15 protein-coding genes and 2 pseudogenes are annotated in these 17968 nt (G+C 62.3%); 3 read left to right on the top strand and 14 right to left on the bottom strand.

The genetic code is table 11. The features are described 5' to 3' along the window. Nucleotides 1-47 precede the first annotated feature (47 nt). From tssG to OEJ37_RS18070, 7 genes are all read right to left on the bottom strand, one after another. Nucleotides 48-1148 carry a type VI secretion system baseplate subunit TssG gene (gene tssG / locus OEJ37_RS18040; protein WP_263345030.1) on the bottom strand — a complete coding sequence of 367 codons (1101 nt, stop codon included), beginning with the start codon at nucleotides 1146-1148 and terminating at the stop codon, nucleotides 48-50. Then, on the bottom strand, nucleotides 1112-2947 hold the full coding sequence (gene tssF / locus OEJ37_RS18045; protein WP_175947796.1) for a type VI secretion system baseplate subunit TssF: 1836 nt from the start codon (nucleotides 2945-2947) through the stop codon (nucleotides 1112-1114). The genes tssG and tssF overlap by 37 nt, the downstream gene beginning before the upstream one ends. Before the next feature lie 76 nt (nucleotides 2948-3023). Beyond that, nucleotides 3024-3509, bottom strand: a complete 486-nt coding sequence (tssE, locus tag OEJ37_RS18050; protein ID WP_072442955.1) for a type VI secretion system baseplate subunit TssE — start codon at nucleotides 3507-3509, stop codon at nucleotides 3024-3026. Between the two features lie 62 nt (nucleotides 3510-3571). Continuing rightward, nucleotides 3572-4075, bottom strand: coding sequence for an Hcp family type VI secretion system effector (locus OEJ37_RS18055; protein WP_006477093.1), 504 nt, complete (start codon nucleotides 4073-4075; stop codon nucleotides 3572-3574). A gap of 70 nt (nucleotides 4076-4145) precedes the next feature. Continuing rightward, a complete protein-coding gene (gene tssC / locus OEJ37_RS18060; protein ID WP_039320274.1) occupies nucleotides 4146-5636 on the bottom strand; it encodes a type VI secretion system contractile sheath large subunit in 1491 nt (496 codons plus the stop codon). Nucleotides 5637-5651: 15 nt separating this feature from the next. After that, nucleotides 5652-6167: a type VI secretion system contractile sheath small subunit gene (tssB, locus tag OEJ37_RS18065; RefSeq protein ID WP_174417313.1), complete on the bottom strand. Its 516-nt coding sequence runs from the start codon at nucleotides 6165-6167 to the stop codon at nucleotides 5652-5654. 47 nt (nucleotides 6168-6214) lie between these two features. After that, the gene (locus OEJ37_RS18070) at nucleotides 6215-6862 is read right to left on the bottom strand and encodes a tetratricopeptide repeat protein (RefSeq protein WP_174417314.1); all 648 of its coding nucleotides are present in this window, start codon (nucleotides 6860-6862) and stop codon (nucleotides 6215-6217) included. A gap of 374 nt (nucleotides 6863-7236) precedes the next feature. Between OEJ37_RS18070 and tssJ the strand changes: the two genes are divergently transcribed. The 3 genes from tssJ to icmH all read left to right on the top strand — a co-directional run bounded on the left by tssJ (nucleotide 7237) and on the right by icmH (nucleotide 10076). Beyond that, a complete protein-coding gene (tssJ, locus tag OEJ37_RS18075; protein ID WP_174417315.1) occupies nucleotides 7237-7848 on the top strand; it encodes a type VI secretion system lipoprotein TssJ in 612 nt (203 codons plus the stop codon). 102 nt (nucleotides 7849-7950) lie between these two features. Further along, nucleotides 7951-9297, top strand: a complete 1347-nt coding sequence (gene tssK, locus OEJ37_RS18080; protein ID WP_174417316.1) for a type VI secretion system baseplate subunit TssK — start codon at nucleotides 7951-7953, stop codon at nucleotides 9295-9297. Further along, nucleotides 9294-10076: a type IVB secretion system protein IcmH/DotU gene (gene icmH, locus OEJ37_RS18085; protein WP_174417317.1), complete on the top strand. Its 783-nt coding sequence runs from the start codon at nucleotides 9294-9296 to the stop codon at nucleotides 10074-10076. Before tssK ends, icmH begins: the two co-directional genes overlap by 4 nt. A 97-nt stretch (nucleotides 10077-10173) precedes the next feature. Here the strand turns inward: icmH and OEJ37_RS18090 are convergent, their stop codons facing one another. The 7 genes and pseudogenes from OEJ37_RS18090 to OEJ37_RS18120 all read right to left on the bottom strand — a co-directional run bounded on the left by OEJ37_RS18090 (nucleotide 10174) and on the right by OEJ37_RS18120 (nucleotide 17952). After that, complete coding sequence (locus OEJ37_RS18090; protein WP_263345034.1) at nucleotides 10174-10512, bottom strand: hypothetical protein; 339 nt, start codon at nucleotides 10510-10512, stop codon at nucleotides 10174-10176. Between the two features lie 144 nt (nucleotides 10513-10656). After that, a pseudogene (locus OEJ37_RS18095) lies at nucleotides 10657-10935 on the bottom strand (transposase); the annotation flags it as partial. A 215-nt stretch (nucleotides 10936-11150) separates the two neighbouring features. After that, the gene (locus tag OEJ37_RS18100) at nucleotides 11151-11537 is read right to left on the bottom strand and encodes a hypothetical protein (RefSeq protein ID WP_263345035.1); all 387 of its coding nucleotides are present in this window, start codon (nucleotides 11535-11537) and stop codon (nucleotides 11151-11153) included. Nucleotides 11538-11915: 378 nt separating this feature from the next. After that, a complete protein-coding gene (locus tag OEJ37_RS18105) occupies nucleotides 11916-12257 on the bottom strand; it encodes a hypothetical protein (RefSeq protein WP_263345036.1) in 342 nt (113 codons plus the stop codon). Nucleotides 12258-12640: 383 nt separating this feature from the next. Further along, nucleotides 12641-12774, bottom strand: a pseudogene (locus tag OEJ37_RS35130) (RHS repeat-associated core domain-containing protein); the annotation flags it as partial. Between the two features lie 128 nt (nucleotides 12775-12902). Beyond that, a complete protein-coding gene (locus OEJ37_RS18115) occupies nucleotides 12903-13334 on the bottom strand; it encodes an SMI1/KNR4 family protein (protein WP_263345038.1) in 432 nt (143 codons plus the stop codon). 7 nt (nucleotides 13335-13341) lie between these two features. Beyond that, nucleotides 13342-17952 carry an RHS repeat-associated core domain-containing protein gene (locus tag OEJ37_RS18120; protein ID WP_317891536.1) on the bottom strand — a complete coding sequence of 1537 codons (4611 nt, stop codon included), beginning with the start codon at nucleotides 17950-17952 and terminating at the stop codon, nucleotides 13342-13344. Nucleotides 17953-17968: the final 16 nt, after the last annotated feature.

A 17968-nucleotide genomic window follows, 5' to 3' on the forward strand; every position in this document is an offset into this window, starting at 1 on the left:
CGATCTCAGGTTCGATTGCGTGTTTGTTGTCGTTCGGAATCGGTGAATCAGTGAATCACGTGCAGTTCATAGCGGGCGTCCGAGCGGTCGTCGATCGCGTCGCGCGTGCAGAGGAATGCGTCCCAGCCGAGCCGCGAGCCCGTGCCGAGCACGCTCGCGCCGACCTCGGTGCGCTTCAGCACCAGCTTCACCTCGTATTCGAGCGTGACGCCGGCGAGCAGCGTCAGCATCCGTTCGAGCGCGACGGCCTGCGGGCCGCCGGGCAGGAACGCCTCGTAGTCGCGCTTGGACAGCGGGCCGACGACGATCCGCGCGCGCATGTCGCGCTGCCATACGCGTTCGCCGACGAGCGCCGTCGCGCCGAGCACCGCGTTGACCTCGCCGAGCACGCTCAACTGGTCGGGTGGCACGTCGTACCACTTGCCGACGAACTGGTCGATCTTCACCGGCACGCGGAAATAGTCGGACAGCGTGCGCTGCAGGTACGCGGCCGACATCGGCCGGTGCCGCGCGGCCAGCGCGTAGCCGGCAACGGCTTCGTCGAGCACGCCGCCCGCGCCGGCCGCCAGGCTGTCGCGCACCTCGTCGCTCGGCACGCCCGCGATCGCGAGCAGCAGCGGCAAATAGCGCTCGTCGCGGTCGAGCTCGTAATGGAACGGCAGCCGGTATTTCTTCCACGCCGCATAGAACAGCGCGGTCGCGCGGTTCGAAAACACGTCGAAGAACGCGCGCGCCGCGTGGTCGCGCTTCAGGTGCTCCCGCGCGACGATCTGCTCGGTGTAATGCAGCGGCAGCGCGCCCTGCCCGCCGAGCAGCCCGAAGAACGCGGGCGTCAGCTCGACGTGGCCGAGTTCGCCGGCCGCGAGCGCCGCGCCGCGCTGCTCGCCCGAGTCGAGCAGCGTGCCGTCGTCGCCAAACGAGCGCGCGCCCTCGATCTCGCTCGGCGGGAAACCGAGCGACAGCGTGTTGCGGAATTCGATGCGCTGCGCGACGACGTCGCCCTGCCGCCATGCGCCGGGTGCATCCGACGCCTGCCGCGCGAACAGCCCTTCGAGCACGCGCACCGCCTGGAAGAATTCGAAGCGGTGCGGCTCGTCGAGCAGCGCGTCGACTACGCCAGGATCGATTCGCCGGTTCGGGGCTTGCATCGGATGATCTCCTCGCCGGTGCGTTTCGACACGACGACTAGTTGAACGAAACTGTTGAGGTGGACGTAAAGCCCGAAGAAGCTGTCGAGCACACGCACGAACGACGCGAGGCTCGCGCCGACGAAGTGCTCCTCGTCGATCGTCAGGCGGATCTCGATGCCGCGCACGAAGGTCGCGAACGGCTTGCCGGGCAGCCATTGCACGGCGCCGCGCTGCTCGATGCCGGCCAGGCCGTCGATCTGGCGCATCGACACGGCGGTGCGCCGCAGGTCGTACAGCGTCAGCATTTCCTTCAGCGGCGCGAGGCCGTGCGCGACCAGCGACACGTGATTGAGCGCGAGGTGCGACACGAGCCGCCAGTGCGCGGCGCGGCCGCGCTCGAAGCGCACGCTCTGCGTCGGGCGGCGCACCATCGAGATGCCGCTGGTCTGCGCGCCGCCTTCCTGGAACAGGTCGCCGCCTTCGAGGCCGAACGCGAGCATCGCCGGCAGGTCGCGGTTCGTGCAGGTGAGATCGAGGCTCAGCGTGTCGGTCTGCGGCGACGTCGGCTCGAAATCGATGTCGACGATCGAGATCTCGGTTTCGTAGCCGGGGCTCTTCTGCGCGACCCAGTCGTTGCGGCGCGCGAACCAGTAGTGACCGATCCGCGCCGATTCGCCGTGATGCAGCGAATAGAAGGGCCGGAACTCGATCACCGATTCTTCATGCGCCTGCTGCCTGACGAGCTTCACCGAATCGATCGAATACACCTCGTACGCGAACGCGCGGCGCGCCTCGGCGATCACCGGGTAGGACACCGCACGGTGCGTGATGCGAATCGGCTCGCCGTGCTGGCGGAACAGGTTGACGATCGGCGTGCAGAACAGCCGGAAGTGGCTTGCCGTCAGCAGCTCGAGCAGCCGCGCGACGTGCGAATCGCTGCGCACGTCCTGCAGCACCAGATGCAGCGTCGCGCGCTGGCAGCGGCCCGACGCGCGCGCGATCGCCGCGAGGTCGAAATCGACGAAGTCGAACTTGTCGGGGAACGCGAAGTATTCGGTGAGCAGGCGATACGCGGGATGCGATTTCGCCGGATAGTCGATCAGCGCATCGTGCTCGTCGAAGCCGGCCTGCGCGATCGGCAGCTTGCGCAGCGCGGTCCAGCGGCCGTTGCGTTCGGGCTCGACATACGCGCCGAGCACGTTGACGAACAGGCAGTCGGTCAGCGCGGCGACGAACGACTGCTCGCCGTGCAGGTGCGCGCGCAGCGTCGGCACCTTCAGCGCGCCGAGGTCGAGCTGCGCGGCGAGCGATTCGAACGTGATCGAGACCACGCCCGTCGCGTTGGACGGCAGCACCGTCGCGCTCGGCGCGAGCGCGACCGGCGTGTAGCGCGCTTCCGAGATGCGGATCGGCGCGAGCGTCACGTCGTAGGCGGTGCGGAACCGGCACTGCACGCCGCGGATCGGGCGGCTCTTCAGCTCGGTGCCGCGGTCGATCACGACCGGTTCGGTCTGCTGGCCGGGCGAAGCCGGCGTGAACTGCGCGATCGAGCACGACGGGAACGGCCGCAGGTAGTGCGGATACAGCACTTCCAGCAGCGCTTCGGTGAATTCGGGGTAGTCGTCGTCGAGCTTCTTGTTGATGCGCGCGCCGAGCAGCGCGAACGACTCGATCATCCGCTCGACGTGCGGATCCTCGCAATGCTCGCCGGACAACGCGAGCCGCGCCGCGATCTTCGGATAGCGTTCGGCGAAATCTCGCGAATAGCGCCGCAAAAACGATAATTCGCGCTCGTAATACGGCAGCAATTCTTCCATCGACGACCCCGAACCTCAATATTTCCTGCCGGACCTGATCGACCACCGGGCGGTCCGGCCCGCTCGGCGGCTTGATTTACTGCATTCTCGCGGCGCGTGCGCGCGTGACCGAATACTGCAGCGTCGACGGCTGCAGCATCGCGTCGAAATTCACCGGCTCCTCGGCCGGGTGCACGACGAGCAGCGCCTGGATCGCGAAGTAAAGCGCATTGGTCGCCTGCTCGTTCAGCTCGAACGTGACCTGTACCTGCTGCAGGCGCGGCTCATGGCGCGCGATGGCCTGCTGGATCGACTTGCAGATGAACGCGCGATCGTAGTGGCTCGCGAGGCTCAGCCCCGCGAAATCGTTCAGCCCGTAGGTCAGCACCGATTTCTGGCATTCCGGCAGCTCGGCCAGCTCGTTCTCGGTGTGCGCGATACGGGTGTTGAGGATCGCCTCGACGTCGCGGGCGACCGTGGTCTTGAGCTCGTCCAGCGACAATTGCCGCATCGCTGCCGAGGCCGGCAGGTGCGGTTCGTCGTCGAACAGCTTGTCGAGAAAACTGGGTTCGAATCGTTTCATCGGCCGGTATGAACTACGAAAACGGCAACGGGACGCCGTGCGCCCCGTTGCCGCAACCGACCTTAGACCGCGTAGGTCTTGTCGTTCTTCGTCAGACTCCAGGCGCCCTGCGTGTTGCCGCCCTGGTTGCCGCCGATCTTCTGCTGGGTTTGCTTCCACTGCACGGCCGCGTACTTCAGCGAGAACGTCTCGAGCGGCAGACCTTCCTCGCGAACGCTCGGGGCGATGCTCGAGATGATCACGTACTTGAGCTTGACTTCCAGATACTGCACGCGCTTGCCTTCACCGTCTGCGCGCGAGAAATGGACCGTCACCTCGTCGAACGTGGTGCCGCCCGAGGCGTGCTGGTACAGCAGCGGGCTCGACGAATCGATTTCCTTCGTGAAGATCATGTCGCCGTGCTCGCAACGCGTCATCGTGTGACCGCCAGCGGTCGATGCGGTTGCCGAACGCGGCTGAACGATCGAGTGATCCCACGATTTCAGTTCGATCCAGCCCTGATGGTCTTTGTCCGCGGATTCGCCCTTCACCGCCGGACTACCAAACTGCAAGTGCATATGTAACATGGCCCTTCGACTCCCCAAAGAGGTGGTTTTAACGTCCTACCCAGGCGGCCCGCCCGGGCGATCTACTCGCTTATGAATTTGCCGGTTTGGGCAGATCAGCGACAAGTCGCAGAGAAATCGAGAGTTCGTCGAGCTGAAAGTGCGGACGCAGGAACGCGACCGAACGATACGAGCCCGGCTTGCCCGGAATCTCCGACACTTGTATGGATGCCTCGCGCAGCGGAAATTGCGCTTTCTGTTCCTGCGAGGCGTTATCGTCGAGCAGGACGTACTGCGAAATCCACCGGTTGAGGAAAGTCTCCACGTTCTGCGCCGATGCGAAGCTGCCGATCTTGTCCCGCATCATCGCCTTCAGGTAGTGCGCGACGCGCGATACCGAGAAGATGTACTGAAGCTGGGCGGACAGGACGGCGTTCGCATTCGCGCTGTCGGTGCTGTATTTCTTCGGCTTCTGCACCGACTGCGCAGCGAAGAACGCGGCGTAATCTGAGTTCTTGCAATGGACGAGCGGGATGAAGCCGAGGTCGCTCAGCTCCTTCTCGCGGCGATCGGTGATCGCGATTTCGGTCGGACACTTCAGCGCGACTTCGCCGTCGTCGGTCTTGAACGTGTGGGTCGGCAGATCCTCGACGAGGCCGCCGCCTTCGACGCCGCGGATCGCCGCGCACCAGCCGAAGTCGTCGAACGCGGCCGTCAGGCGTGCAGCGAACGCCCACGCGGCGTTGCACCACAGGTACTTGTCGTGCTCGGTGCCGTCGACGTCCTCGACGAAGTTGAAGTTCTCCGCGGTCTGGCCGTCCTTCGGATTGAACGGCAGGCGGCCGAGGAAGCGCGGCAGCGTCAGGCCGACATAGCGCGAATCCTCGGCGTCGCGGAACGACTTCCACTTCGCGTATTCGACGGTATCGAACACCTTGCCGAGATCGCGCGGCTTGCCGAGGTCGGAGAACGACTCGAGGCCGAGCAGTTCGGGCGAAGCCGACGCAATGAACGGCGCGTGCGCGGCCGCCGCGACGTGCGACATCTGCTCGATGAAGTACATGTCTTCCGGCTGGCGCGAGATCTCGTAATCGCCGATCAGCGCACCGAACGGCGAGCCGCCGAACGTGCCGAATTCTTCTTCGTAAACTTTCTTGAACAGCGCGCTCTGGTCGAACTCGCTCGCACCCTTGAAATCGCGCACGAGGTCGCGCTTCGGTGCGTGCAGCGCCTTGATCTTGATCGTCTGGCCCGTATTGCTTTCCTTGACCAGGTAATCCATCCCGCGCCACGTGCTTTCGAGGCGCTGGAATTCCGGCGCGTGCATCACCGCGGAAAGCTGCGTCGAGATCAGGCGGTCGAGTTCCGCGACGCGCGCATCGATCGTGGCCGACAGGTTGTCCGACACGATCACCGTGCCGTCGAGCACCTGGTGCACGAGTTCGCCGATCAGGTCCTTCGCACGCGCATGTTCGGAATCGGATTTCGCGACCTTGCTCTTCTCGACGATGTCGTCGAGCAGCGAGGTCCCGGCGGCGTATTCCGCGCCGCTGGCTTGTGCAGCAGCCGTTTGCTGGTTCATCTCAACACTCCGTCGTCATTCGCTGTCTTTGTCGCCGCCGGTGCCCTTCGCGAGCTCCTGCAGCTGCTGCGTGTTCTTCAGCACCTCGGACAGCAGATCCTCGAGCTTGTCGTTGCCGGCGAGCTTGTTGCGCAGGTCGGCGAGCTTCGAGCGCGCCTCGAGCAGGCGGCGCAGCGGCTCGACCTGTTCGACGACGTCGTCCGGGCTGAAATCCGACAGCGAGCGGAACTTCAGGTCGACCGCGAACTTGCCGCCTTCCGGGCTCAGGCGGTTTTCCACCTGGAACGCGGCGCGCGGCTCGATCGCCTTCATCACGTCGTCGAAGTTGTCGCGGTCGATATTGACGAACTTGCGGTCGCGCAGCTTCGGCTGCTCGATTTCGGACTGGCCCGCCAGATCGCCGACGACCCCGACGACGAACGGCAGTTCCTTCACCTCGATCGCGTCGCCCTTCTCGACCTCGTAGGTCAGCTGGACGCGCGGCGGCCGTATTTTCTGCAAGCTTTTCTGAATGCTTTCTTTCTTGGCCATCGACGGCTCCCAGGTTAGTTGTGGTTTTCGCGTCAGTTGCTTTCGCGTCAGTTGCGCAGCGCGCTGAACGGATCGGCGCCGCCCTTCTGCGGCGCGCTGCCGCTCGACGTCGGCGGGGGCGGAGGCGGCGTCGTGGCGCCGCTGTCCGCTGCTGCCGCCGTGCCGGCTGCCACCTTCGGGCGGTGAATCGGGCGGCGAATCTTCTTCGTTTGCGATTTCTGCTCCGGCGGGAATAGCGCCGATTCGCCCAGCGTGTCGCGCAGCTGCTTCGCGAGCGTCTGCGCGTCCGACTTCGCGTCGCCCGCGAGCGACGCATCCTGGCGCAATTCGCCGAGCGACTGCGTCGCGATCCGCAGGCCCGCGACGGCCAGCACGCTCTTCGCCTGGCGATCGGTTGCGTCGCGCTGCAGCGCTTCCTGCGCGGCGACGATCGCCTGGCCGTAGTGGTTCTGGGCAAACTGGATCTGCGCGATGCGCGACCATGGCTCCTCGCGCGTCGGATCCGACTTCGCGAGCTGCTGGTACAGGCCGAGCGCCTTGTCCTGATCACCCGCCTTCGCAACGGCGTCCGCATCGGCCAGCGACTTGTTGAAAACCTCGGCGCTCGGCGGCGTGGTCGACTGGCTCGCACAGCCGGCGATCACGCCGCAAGCCAGCACTACCCCAGACAGTTTTGCGAAGAGACGGTCTTTCATCGTTATATCCACCGGCGCGTGAGTTTTAAAATCGTTGAGAATCTGGTTCTTTTGCTTTGCAAGAAGCGCGCGGGTATAGTACCGATCAATTTTTCATAATTCAATCGTCGTGTGAAGAGTAATTCCTTTTAAAACCGGGCGCTACCCCCTCGAATGGCCTCCCGCTGCGGGCTCGCAGCAGTTTTTCTTTCGGCCGGGGCGCGCAAGTTTTACTGGTTGCACGACGTGCCGCACGGGTAGCGGAAAATTTTTCCGGGCGCTTGCCGCGACGCAAGCGTGCTTAATAGTTGAGCGTTGCAGTGTCGGGGATACGCGGCGAACGCGGAAATACCCGGCAGTTTTGACAGGGATAAAGGCGGCACGCCGGAAACACGATGAGATCGTCCATGATTCGCTACGCGCTGCCGCTGGTCGTCTGCGCTCTTCTGGCCGGATGCGCGGCCGCCCCGCTGCTCGGCTCGGCCGCGAGCGCCGTGATGCAGGCCGCCGGCATCGGCAAACCCGAACTGCCGGACTCGCAGAAGCCGCCGCGCAATCTCGGGATCACGCTCGCTGCCGCGCCGAACCTGAATGCCGCGACCGACCACAAGCCGCTCGCGCTCGTCGTGCGGCTCTACGCGCTGAAGGATCCGACGTCGTTCCAGCAGGCGCCGTTCGACGCGTTCACCGATCCGACCAAGGAGAAGGCCGCGCTCGGCGCCGACCTGTTGAATGTGCGCGAAATCACGCTGATTCCGGGCCAGCGCTATACCGCGACCGAGAAAGTCTCGCGCGAAGCGCAGGCGTTCGGCATCGTCGCGCTGTTCCGCGATCCCGCACTACAACGATGGAAACTGACGTTCGATCCGGTGAAGTCGGAGAAATCCGGCATAATCATCGGCCTGCATAATTGCGCGATGACGGTCACCGATGGCACCGTCATCGCGCCGCAACAGGGTGCGCCTTCACAACCGCTGAATATGCTGTCTTCGGTCTCCTGCGGTTAAGCATGACGCACGAATGTCAATTAACAAGAGTTAACAATTGGCGATTTAATTCGGGCATGACCAAATCGATTACATCGCAACGCCACATTAACCGGATTTGACATGAGTTATTCGGCCAAGGTGCTGTGGGGGGAAGGGCTGTTCCTCCGGCCTCAACACTTTCAGCGGCAGGACGCGTACCACGAGGCGCGCCTGTTCGAGTCCATCCAGGCGATCCAGCCGTACAACTGGGGGGTGCGCTCGGTGCGCATCGACCGCGACGCGCTCGGCAGCAACGTGCTGCGGGTTGCCGAGCTCGCGCTCGTGTTCCCGGACGGTGCGCTGTATGCCGCGCCGCAGGCCGACGACCTGCCACCGCCGATCGCGCTGGACACGCTGCCTGACGGCATCAACGAGTTCGTGTTCTATCTCGCGCTGCACCCGCTGCGCGAGAACGGCACCAACTACAGCGACGATCCGGCCGCCGGCTTCATGACGCGCTTCGTCAGCGAGCAGACGAGCGTCGCCGACAACTTCACCGACGCCGCCGAAGCCGACATCACGTTCCTGAAGACGCAGGTCAAGCTGATCGCTCACAGCGAACCGCGCGACCAGTTGCTGTCGGTGCCGCTCGTGCGCGTGCGCCGCACCGCGACCTCCGGTTTCGAGATCGACGACAGCTTCGTGCCGCCGTGCCTCGCGATCGACGCGTCGCCGATCCTGCACCAGCGGCTGCGCCAGCTGGTCGACGCACTGCAGGCGAAGGTGAACGCGTTGTACGGCTTCCACCGCGAGCCGTCGAAGAACATCATCGAATTCCGCTCGGGCGACATCGCGTCGTTCTGGCTGCTGCATACCGCGAACGCCGCCTTTGCGACGCTCGCGCACCTGCACCAGCACGCGGCGCTGCATCCGGAGCGGCTGTTCCAGGAACTGCTGCGCCTCGCGGGCCAGCTGATGACGTTCTCGAAGGGCTATTCGCTCGCCGACCTGCCCGTGTACCGCCACGACGATCCGGGCCCGAGTTTTGCGCGTCTGGACCTGATGCTGCGCGAGCTGCTCGACACCGTGATCTCGACGCGCTACTTCGCGATCACGCTCGACGAGGTGCGTCCGTCGTTCCACCTCGGCCGCCTCGATTCGGGCAAGATCGACGACAAGACCGAGTTCTACCTGGCGGTGTCCGCGGACATGCCGAGCGTCGAGCTCGTCGATGCCGTGCCGGCCCGCTTCAAGGTCGGCGCACCCGACGACGTCGACAAGCTCGTGCTGTCGGCGATGCCCGGCGTGCGGCTGTCGTACACGCCGCAGGTGCCGCCCGCGATTCCGGTGCGGCCCGGCGCGTGCTACTTCGCGCTCGATTCGCGCGGCGCGCTGTACGAACGCATGCTGCAGGCCCAGTCCGCGATGATCTATGCGCCGACTGGCATCAATGACCTGAAGTTCGAACTGATCGCGGTCACATCATGAGCTACGCGCCTTCCCTGTTCGGCGACAACGCGCCGGCACCCATGCATACCCCGGCGTCGACGGACTCCGCGTTCCAGGCCCGTTCGCTGCTCGACCTGCTGTACGACGGCTTCTTCATGCTGTTCCTGCTCAAGAACCGCCGCGAGCCGGACAGCGCGAGCGAGTTCAGCACGCGGATCCAGGAATTCCTGTCGGATTTCGAGCGCGGTGCGAAGAAGCTGAATATCGCAGCCGAGGATGTGTACGCCGCGAAATTCGCGTTCTGTGCGGCCATCGACGAGATGGTGCTGTCGTCGCAGTTCAAGATCCGCGCGGACTGGGAGCGCCGGCCGCTGCAGCTCGTGCTGTTCGGCGAGCAGTTGGCGGGCGAGAAGTTCTTTCAGTATCTCGAGGATTGTCGTGCGCAAGGTGCGGCGCGGCTGCAGTCGCTCGAGGTGTTTCATATGTGCCTGCTGCTCGGGTTTCAGGGGAAGTATCTGCTCGAGGGGCCGGAGAAGCTGGCGTATCTGACGGCGCGGCTGGGGGACGAGATCGCGCATATGAAGGGCAAGCGTGCGCCGTTCGCGCCGCATTGGCCGTTGCCGGATCAGATCGCGCATCGGTTGAAGCGCGAGGTGCCGGTGTGGGCGATCGGGGCGGTGTTTGCGCTGGTGGCGTTGCTGGGGTTCCTCGGGCTCAACTCGTATCTGAAGGACAAGACGCTGCAGGCGTTGGCGCCTTATTCGCAGGTGATCAAGGTCGGGCCGGAGTCGGCTAATTTGACGATTTCGTTGCCTTGAGGGGCCGTAGACGTAGTGCTTCGTTCGAACACCGGCTGCTTGATGAAGAAAGGACCGCCCGGCGGTCCTTTTTGACTGTGGCGCGGAGTGTGCGTCGTCAGAGCAGAATGAACTCGTCGTTTTCGACGTAGTACACGAATGCGTCGAGCAGTTGCACGATGCTCGGTTCGTCGACCTGATCATGCGCGTTGATCACGATGTCTTCGATCGTTGCGCTGTTCAGTGTGATGCGCCAGCCGGGTTGGAGTGCGATGGCTTCGGTGCTGTCGGCGTCTTCGGTGTCTTCGGTGTCTTCGGTGTCTTCGGCGTCTTCGGTGAATGCGCCTTCTGTATCGAGCGTCCACGGCATCGGCGGCAGACAGAGCCAGCCTGAGAAATCGCCGGGGTTTTCAAGGATGTGTTTCAGCGACGCGGGGGTCGCGGTGGTGGTCGACATGGGTAGTGCGGTTGTAACGGGGAAGGGCTTGGCGGCGCGCCGTAGGGTCACGTTGGCAGGCCATCATTATGCCAATTCCGCGACTGTGAAATTGGTCTAGCGAACCTGTCCGCATTTTTGTGGGCGAGGCAGTTGAACAGCGCGTTATCCGTGTGCCTGCGTGAATCGCTCGCCGAACAGGATAGCAAACTGATTCATCGCTGATTTCCAATCGAAAGCGGCCCGCGCGGCCTTGGCCAGCACGTTGCGCAGCGCCAGCCAGAGCAGCTTGAGCGCGGCCTCGTCCGACGGGAAGTGACCGCGCGTCTTGATGATCTTGCGCAGCTGCATGTTCAGACTTTCAATGGCATTCGTTGTGTACACAACCTGCCGAATCTCCGGCGGAAACACGAAGAACGGTATGACGTGCTCCCATCCACACCGTTTCGCGATGGAGCTCATCACGCTCAAACTGCATGCGCTCCCCGCCATCCAGCAGCATCCGGTGCACATGCCCTGATCCCTACATCAACCAGTCGATCGCGTGACCGTCGGGCCGTACAGTCCGCCGACGATTGCCCAACTCGTCATATTCGTAGTGCCAGACCGACATTCAGGCGTTCGAGCTTGTCGGTCACGCGCACGTGGCCCGTGCCGGCCTAAAGCGTGAGAGCACCGTAAATACGGACTTCATCACCCTCTTCTCGCTTGTGAGCACGTAAAATCAGAGTCAGGTCACTCTCAACACCATCGACTATCAAATTCATTTGAATTCGCCTGTCACGATCCGATGGTGAACTTGGATTTATTTCGTACACGGCGGAATGACTGAGAACATAACTCTCATCCGGGACTCCGATTCGCACCAAGTCGCTCTCATTCGGAAAATCCCCTCCCAGGTACTCCAAAATCCCAGTCTTTATTTCGGATGATGTGCTCACTTCAAAGTTTCCATCTGCCTCTAAGCGAACAAAATCATCCTTTGAAATCAGAGCACATATTTTGATGATTTCCGAAACCATCGCCGATGTAATCCATCCGTTCACGCTACCACCTCCGAGTCGAACTGTTTCGATTTCCCGGCATTCGGGTCGGCGTATCACCTGTTACGCCCAAGTTGGCAAAGTGCGCATCGCTTCGCATGATATGGCAACCGGCGCAAGCCTATCCGGCGATAGCAACGGATTTGCGCCGGCACAATTTTAATCTACTGCCGGATAGGCTACTGCCGGGTTTTAACCGACCACACCGATCGATGTCAGTAGTCCGCAGACGAACGAAGGGCCGCTTGCGCGGCCCTTCTTCGTTTCGAGGTCGGACCGTCTAGTGCAGGTCACTCTTGCGATCGAAACGCTAACCAACGAAGACGCACCGTTTCACTGTCAGAGTGGCGTCATGTTGATACGCTCTCGCATATCCGTCGACTACGTCGGAATACCAAAATAAACCACGTCAAATTCGCTAACGATTCGAGAATACTCCTGCGGGAGGAATCGCAGCAAATCGCCATCGTTAATTATCTTTTCGTTTGAAGCGAATATCGCCGCATCGGTCTTCGAATGGTTGTCGATCGTCAAGATGAAAAATGCATCATTTTTTCCAAGAAATGCGGATCGCCTGCAAGGGCCAGGATCATCGACATCATCGAAGAACTGGAGCCCGAACCTAGCCAGTTGCGCCTCAGAGCATTTGATATACCCCCAATCCGCGACTTTCGTCGGATTTGCCTTAAAGGCCTCATCCATGGAAGAGTAATGAGTCGTCATTTTTGCGTGTTCTTGGTTACCGTGATTGGAATTTGAGCCACATCACCACCGTCTGTCAGGGTGCAATGAGGGTCGTGGTCAGGGTGCCACGTCACCAAGCCGCCCGGAATGACACTGGTTGGTTTAGCCGGTGTAAAGAACTCAAGTCCTCGCTGCCCGTCTGGCAGAGGTCCATCATATGCATTGATTCGAACCACTCCCATACCCTTGTGCGACGCGGTCCCGGTATGCATGCCCGTTGCTTCCTGTTGAGCAGCCCGCTCGGGCGGCTGCGTTGGTGACTCGACGCGATGGAACGGCCCGTGAAGCTTCGGCTTGTCAGGGCAGCATTGGGGACATGTACGTCCCTGCATCCCCATGTTCTTGCCGCCTCCCAGACGATCCAACCCCAACGGATCGCCCATTCAATGGAATTGGGCGCGTACTGATAGACGTTGATGCCGCCGGCCAGTCCAATCGGATCCTTCGATACGAACCGACCACTCTGCGGATCATAGTATCGATGCCGGTTATAGTGCGATTCTCCCCAATCGAGGGGGAGAATCGCGGAAGTGCGCGTTGACCGAATTCCGAGTCGCGTCGAGTATCACGTCCAGAAACAGCAGGGGCCGCTTACGCGGCCCCAAGATGCTTGAGCTTCTATCGTTATCCAGGGCGACCGGGCACGGTTAAGAAGGCTTCAAAGCTGTCAGCAATCGCCGATGTCCGCCCTGTCTCATGCGACCAAAGAACGACAACAGGCTCTCCGGTGTTACCAAGCGTTCCGTAGTCGAAGCAGTAGTAATCGCCCGTTCCAAATTCGGCAAACGGTAGCAACTGAGAGAAGTCGATAGAGCTACCGGAGAAATTGTCTTGCCACTCCTGCCACTCTCCTTTGAAGCGACGAACTATCGACTCCCACGTCTTGCGGGGATCGCGTGCATCGAATACAGGAAACACGACCAGAGCGCCCAATGCTTTGCCGTTGTTGTCCAACAACCAATCTGAGAAGGACTTAGGCAAGGTTCGCGCCAATTCCGTCTCAGCTGCATGGATCGCATCTACTGTTGTGCCTATCACTCGCGCCTTAGCCATCATTTCTCACTTACGGTAAAGAGCCCGGCTTCGGGAGACTCAGCTTGCCCGTTCCAGGTGAACCCGAGTTCGGCATCTTTGCTGACCAGCACCCGTTGCGCTTGCGCCAATAGCGATGCTGAATACCTCGATGGTCCGCCGCTAGCATCGGGTCTGCATGTGAATAATCGAAGCCAGAGTCGTTTTCGAATCGTGGCCGATGTGCAAGCTCATATCCCGGTGGGGCTTTGATATTGGCTTGCTGGCCAGCGTCTACGCGACGTGCTTGATTTTGGAGCCAACCACGCATTGAACTCGGTGTGTTCGGGTCATTCATGACATCTCGCCAGCGCGCGTCAGGATCGACATACGGCTCGCCGCAGCAGCAAAGCTTTGCCAACCCGAGCGGATCAATCCACTGCACCGGATTGGGTGCATATTGATATACGTTGATTCCGCCGGCGAGCCCGATCGGGTCCTTGCTGATGAACCGGCCGCTCTGCGGATCATAGTACCGATACCGGTTATAGTGCAGCCCCGTCTCATCATCAACCCGCTGCCCCTGAAACCGCAACGAATTCTTCGCTACGATCCCCGCCGCCTTCGACGCCCGAGCGATCACCTCCCGCGCTTCACCCCACGCCTTGTACGACGCTTCCCACACCACGTCACCGTTGTCATCAGTCAGCAGTTGAGGCGTGCCGATCTGGTCACAGTGGTAGTAGAAGAGCACGGCGCCACCCCGCCGCTCCGGCATCTTCTGCAGCGGATCTTCCTCCGGCACATAGCGATCGGTACTCTTCCACTCCGGCGTGGTGATTCCCTCTACCGGTTCCGCCACATACTGCGCCAACGGCACGAACTTCCCCGGCTCGTAGAGATAGTGCGTACCACGCTCGCTGTCGCTTTCATACGCCAGCGTGTCGCCATCCCACCCGAACACCGTCCGCTCGCCGTTCACCTCCTTCGCAATCCGGCGACCGAACGCGTCATAGAAATACCGCGCCTGACTCTGCCGCGACGTCTCCGCAACCCGTGCCGACAGCAACCTATTGCACTCGTCCCACTCGTATTCCTGCTCCCCCGCCGGCGTACGCTTGCGCACCAGATTCCCGCGGGCATCGTACTCAAAGTGCGTCCCCGCATACGCCTTCAGCAGGTTGCCCAGCACCTTCGGCACCTCAACCGGCAACGTGCTTTCCGGCCGCACCGGGCTAGGACGAGATGCTGGCATCTCCGTGGTCAGCACCGGATCGATGATGTTGCTCGCCGGATCGAATGCAAACCGCTCCTTCGTGATGGGACTAACCGCCTCGATCAACCGCCCGACCGGGTCATACCGATAGTCGGTCCCGCCCTTGCGGCTATCCTCGATTCGCGACAACTGCCCCGCCGCATCATAGCGATACCGCCGCTCGGCAAGCGGCGCCGGAGACGTCGATCGCTGGATCGTCTGCTGCAGCATGCGTCCGGCCGGATCGTAGTGCGTGCGCTGCCCGAGCTTGCTCGACAGCACGCGTACCGTCTCGCGATGAAGATCGTCTCGCTCGAACTGCACACGCTCCTCGCCATCGAGCAGCATCCCGTGCACATGCCCTGAGCCATACATCAACCAGTCGACCGCATGCCCGTCCGGCCGCACCGTCCGTCGCCGATTACGGAGTTCGTCGTATTCGTGATGCCACACATAGCTGCGTCGCTCGCCGAACAGATCGTATGCGTGATGTTCTCGCACGAGATTGCCGACCGGATCGAAGAAGAACTGCACGCGGCTGTACCGATTCACCGCGTCAATCAACCGGCCGCTCGGGTCGTACGCAAATCGCTCCTCGCTCTCCCCCGCGACGCGCTTCAGCAGCCGGCCGTTCGCATCGACGTCGATCGACGTCACGCAACCGGCCTCATCGACCGAAACAAGGCTGCCGCTGTCCGGATCGTATTGATAGCGCGTCGACTTGCCGTCGAAGCCGACTTCCTCGATCAGCCGCCCGGCCGGATCGTAGTGGAACTGGTACGTCGCAAAGTTGGCATCGGTCAGCGCAGTCAGCCTGCCGAGGCGATCGTAGCGATACGCGATCGTCTGGCCCAGCGCGTCCGCGCGGCTCGCGATGCGACCCGCCGCGTCGTAGCCGTATCGCGTCGAGCGATCGAGTTGATCGGTATGCCGCAACAAGCGGCCTTCGGCATCGTATTGCACCTGCTCGACACCGGCAGGCGAGCGAACTTCGGTCAGCTGCCCGTTCGGGCCGTACCGATACGCAACCACGCCGCCCGCCGCATCTTTTGTCTCGATCACGCGGCCCGTATCGTCGTAGCGCCACTCCGTCTTTTTCCCGGAGCAGTCCGTGTAGCTTGCGATCTGCCCGGCGTCGTTGTATTCGAGCGTCTTCGAGCCGTCCTTCGCATCGGTAATCTGCGTCGGCAACCCGTTGTCGTTGTATTCGTACTTCGTCGAATGCTCGAGCGGATCGATTTCCTCGACGAGGTTGCCCGCGTCGTCGTATTTGCGCTGCCACACATGCCCGTTCGGATCGACGAGCCGCACCATCTGATCCTTGTCGTCGTACGCCATCTCGACAATGCTGCCGTCCGCTCGCTCATGCCGAACGAGGTTACCGCGCGCATCGTATTCCCGGCGCTCGATGCTGCCGTCCTGACGGATATGCAGCACCAGATTGTGATGCGCATCGCGCCGGAACCACTCCTGATTGCCGTCCGGATACACGATCCGGTACACATAGCCGTGAATGTTGAAGTAGTACCGCGTCATCTGACCCAGCGCGTCGGTCACGTAAGTCAGGCGGATGTTGGGATTCCATGCGAGCCGGATGTCGAAGCTGCCGTCATCCGCATATTCGCGGACGCACTTCGCGTCCGCATTGTCGTCGGCGTCCGCACCCTCCCATTCGAGCGTCATTCCGCGGCCGGTGCGATCGGTATAGCGCGTCACAAGGTGACGGTGATACTGATAGGTCCGCGCGTTGCCGTGACGATCGACCGCGCGCACGAGATCGCCGTTCGCATCGTATTCGTAGCTCGCCAGCAGGCGGCGCTCGCCGCCCTTCAACACGTGCTCGATCTGCACGATCCGCCCATGCCGGTCGTGCTCGAACGCAAGCACATTGCCGCTCGCGTCGATCAGGCGCGCAAGGCGATCAAGTGCATCGTAGTCGAAAGTGATCGTGTTCCCGGCGCGATCTTTCTGCATCGCGAGCCGGAACGCGTCGCCATGGCGCTCGTATACATGCAGCACGTCATGGCCGTATGCAATCGTCACCCACGTATCGTCGAGCCGCGACAGCGTCAGGTTCTCCGACAGATCGTCGTGCACAGCCCCCGCCGCGAGCGCGGGATAGTCGATGCTGCGCCCCTCCGCATCGCGATAGATCCACTGACCATTCCTGATGTCGATACGCGTCGTATAGGGCGTGATCCATCGCGCACCGAGTTCGCCGTCGTCATACGCAGACAGTCGGGAACGATAGGTACGCTCCCAAACGAGCGGCAGCGCCCCCGGCAGGTCGAAATCCACATGCGAGAACGTCTCGTCACCGAACGCGAAATCGATCGATGCCGGCGACGACCCGAGCCCGCATGCCTTGCACGCGCTCTTCCCCGGCCCTTCGGCCGGCGCCTGCCCGTTGGTTTTCTCCAGCCCTTCCTGCTCGCGCGTCTTCTTCGCCTGACTCTTTCCGTTGGCCTTCACATCGGCGCTCTGCTCATGAAGCTTCGCGCGTGCCTTGACGCGCCCGACCGCCTCGATCAGCTGCAACACCAGCCACATCATCTTGCCTTCTTCGCTGCCGGCGAGCGAACGGATCGACGTCGCGATCTTCGGTGCCTCGGTCCGAAGGAATGTCACCGTGCCGCGAAACGGCTCGAGCCAGGCATCGGGCGCGAGCTTCGCCATCGTGCCCGCCGTCTTGTTGGCGACCTTCTTGCCGAGCGCCTTGGTGCCCTCGTACGCGAACTGGATACCGTCGCCGACCCGACTCGGGCTGTACCACGGCCGGTTGTCGACCATCTTCTGCGCGAGCTGCTGCTGGCGCTTCAAATTGCCGCCGGCGTCGAAGAGCTGTCCATGCAGCGCCTTGTCCATGCCGGTCGCCAGCGCGAACATGAGTTCCTCGCATTTCGATGCGCATCCGTCGAGCAACTCGGCAAGGCCGGCCTTCAGCTTGTTGAGAAAATCCTCGATCTCGGTCGCGCAGGTCGCGTTGATGTGCGTAACCAGCACGGAGATGAGCGCCGCGCCGAGATTGTTGCGCGTCGCCAGCAATTCATGACGAACGAGCGCGAGCAGCGGGCGCGCCGACATCCGGAACGGCGCGAGCGTCGGCGGAATCGGAATGATGCCGAGCAGGTTGATCGCGAGGCTCATGTAGTCGAGCACCTGACCGCCGCGCTTTTCGATGATTTCGGCGATATCGCCAAGCGCATCGACCATCGCCATGATGTTGCCGACGATCGGCACCGCACCGGCAAACGTCTTCACGTCCTCGAACGTGATGTGGTTGCCGCTGATCCGGCGCAACCACGCGTCGAAGCGGTTGCCGACTGCGGCGACGTCCTTGGGGGAAACATCGCTGAGCCAGGTAACGGCCTGTTCCTTCTCGGCGCCCGGCGGTAGTTGTTGTGCCATGTCGTTTTTCGTTCGA

Origin of the sequence: Burkholderia sp. BKH01, from assembly GCF_025685725.1 — a bacterium.
Taxonomy (GTDB): Bacteria; Pseudomonadota; Gammaproteobacteria; order Burkholderiales; family Burkholderiaceae; genus Burkholderia; species Burkholderia pyrrocinia_C.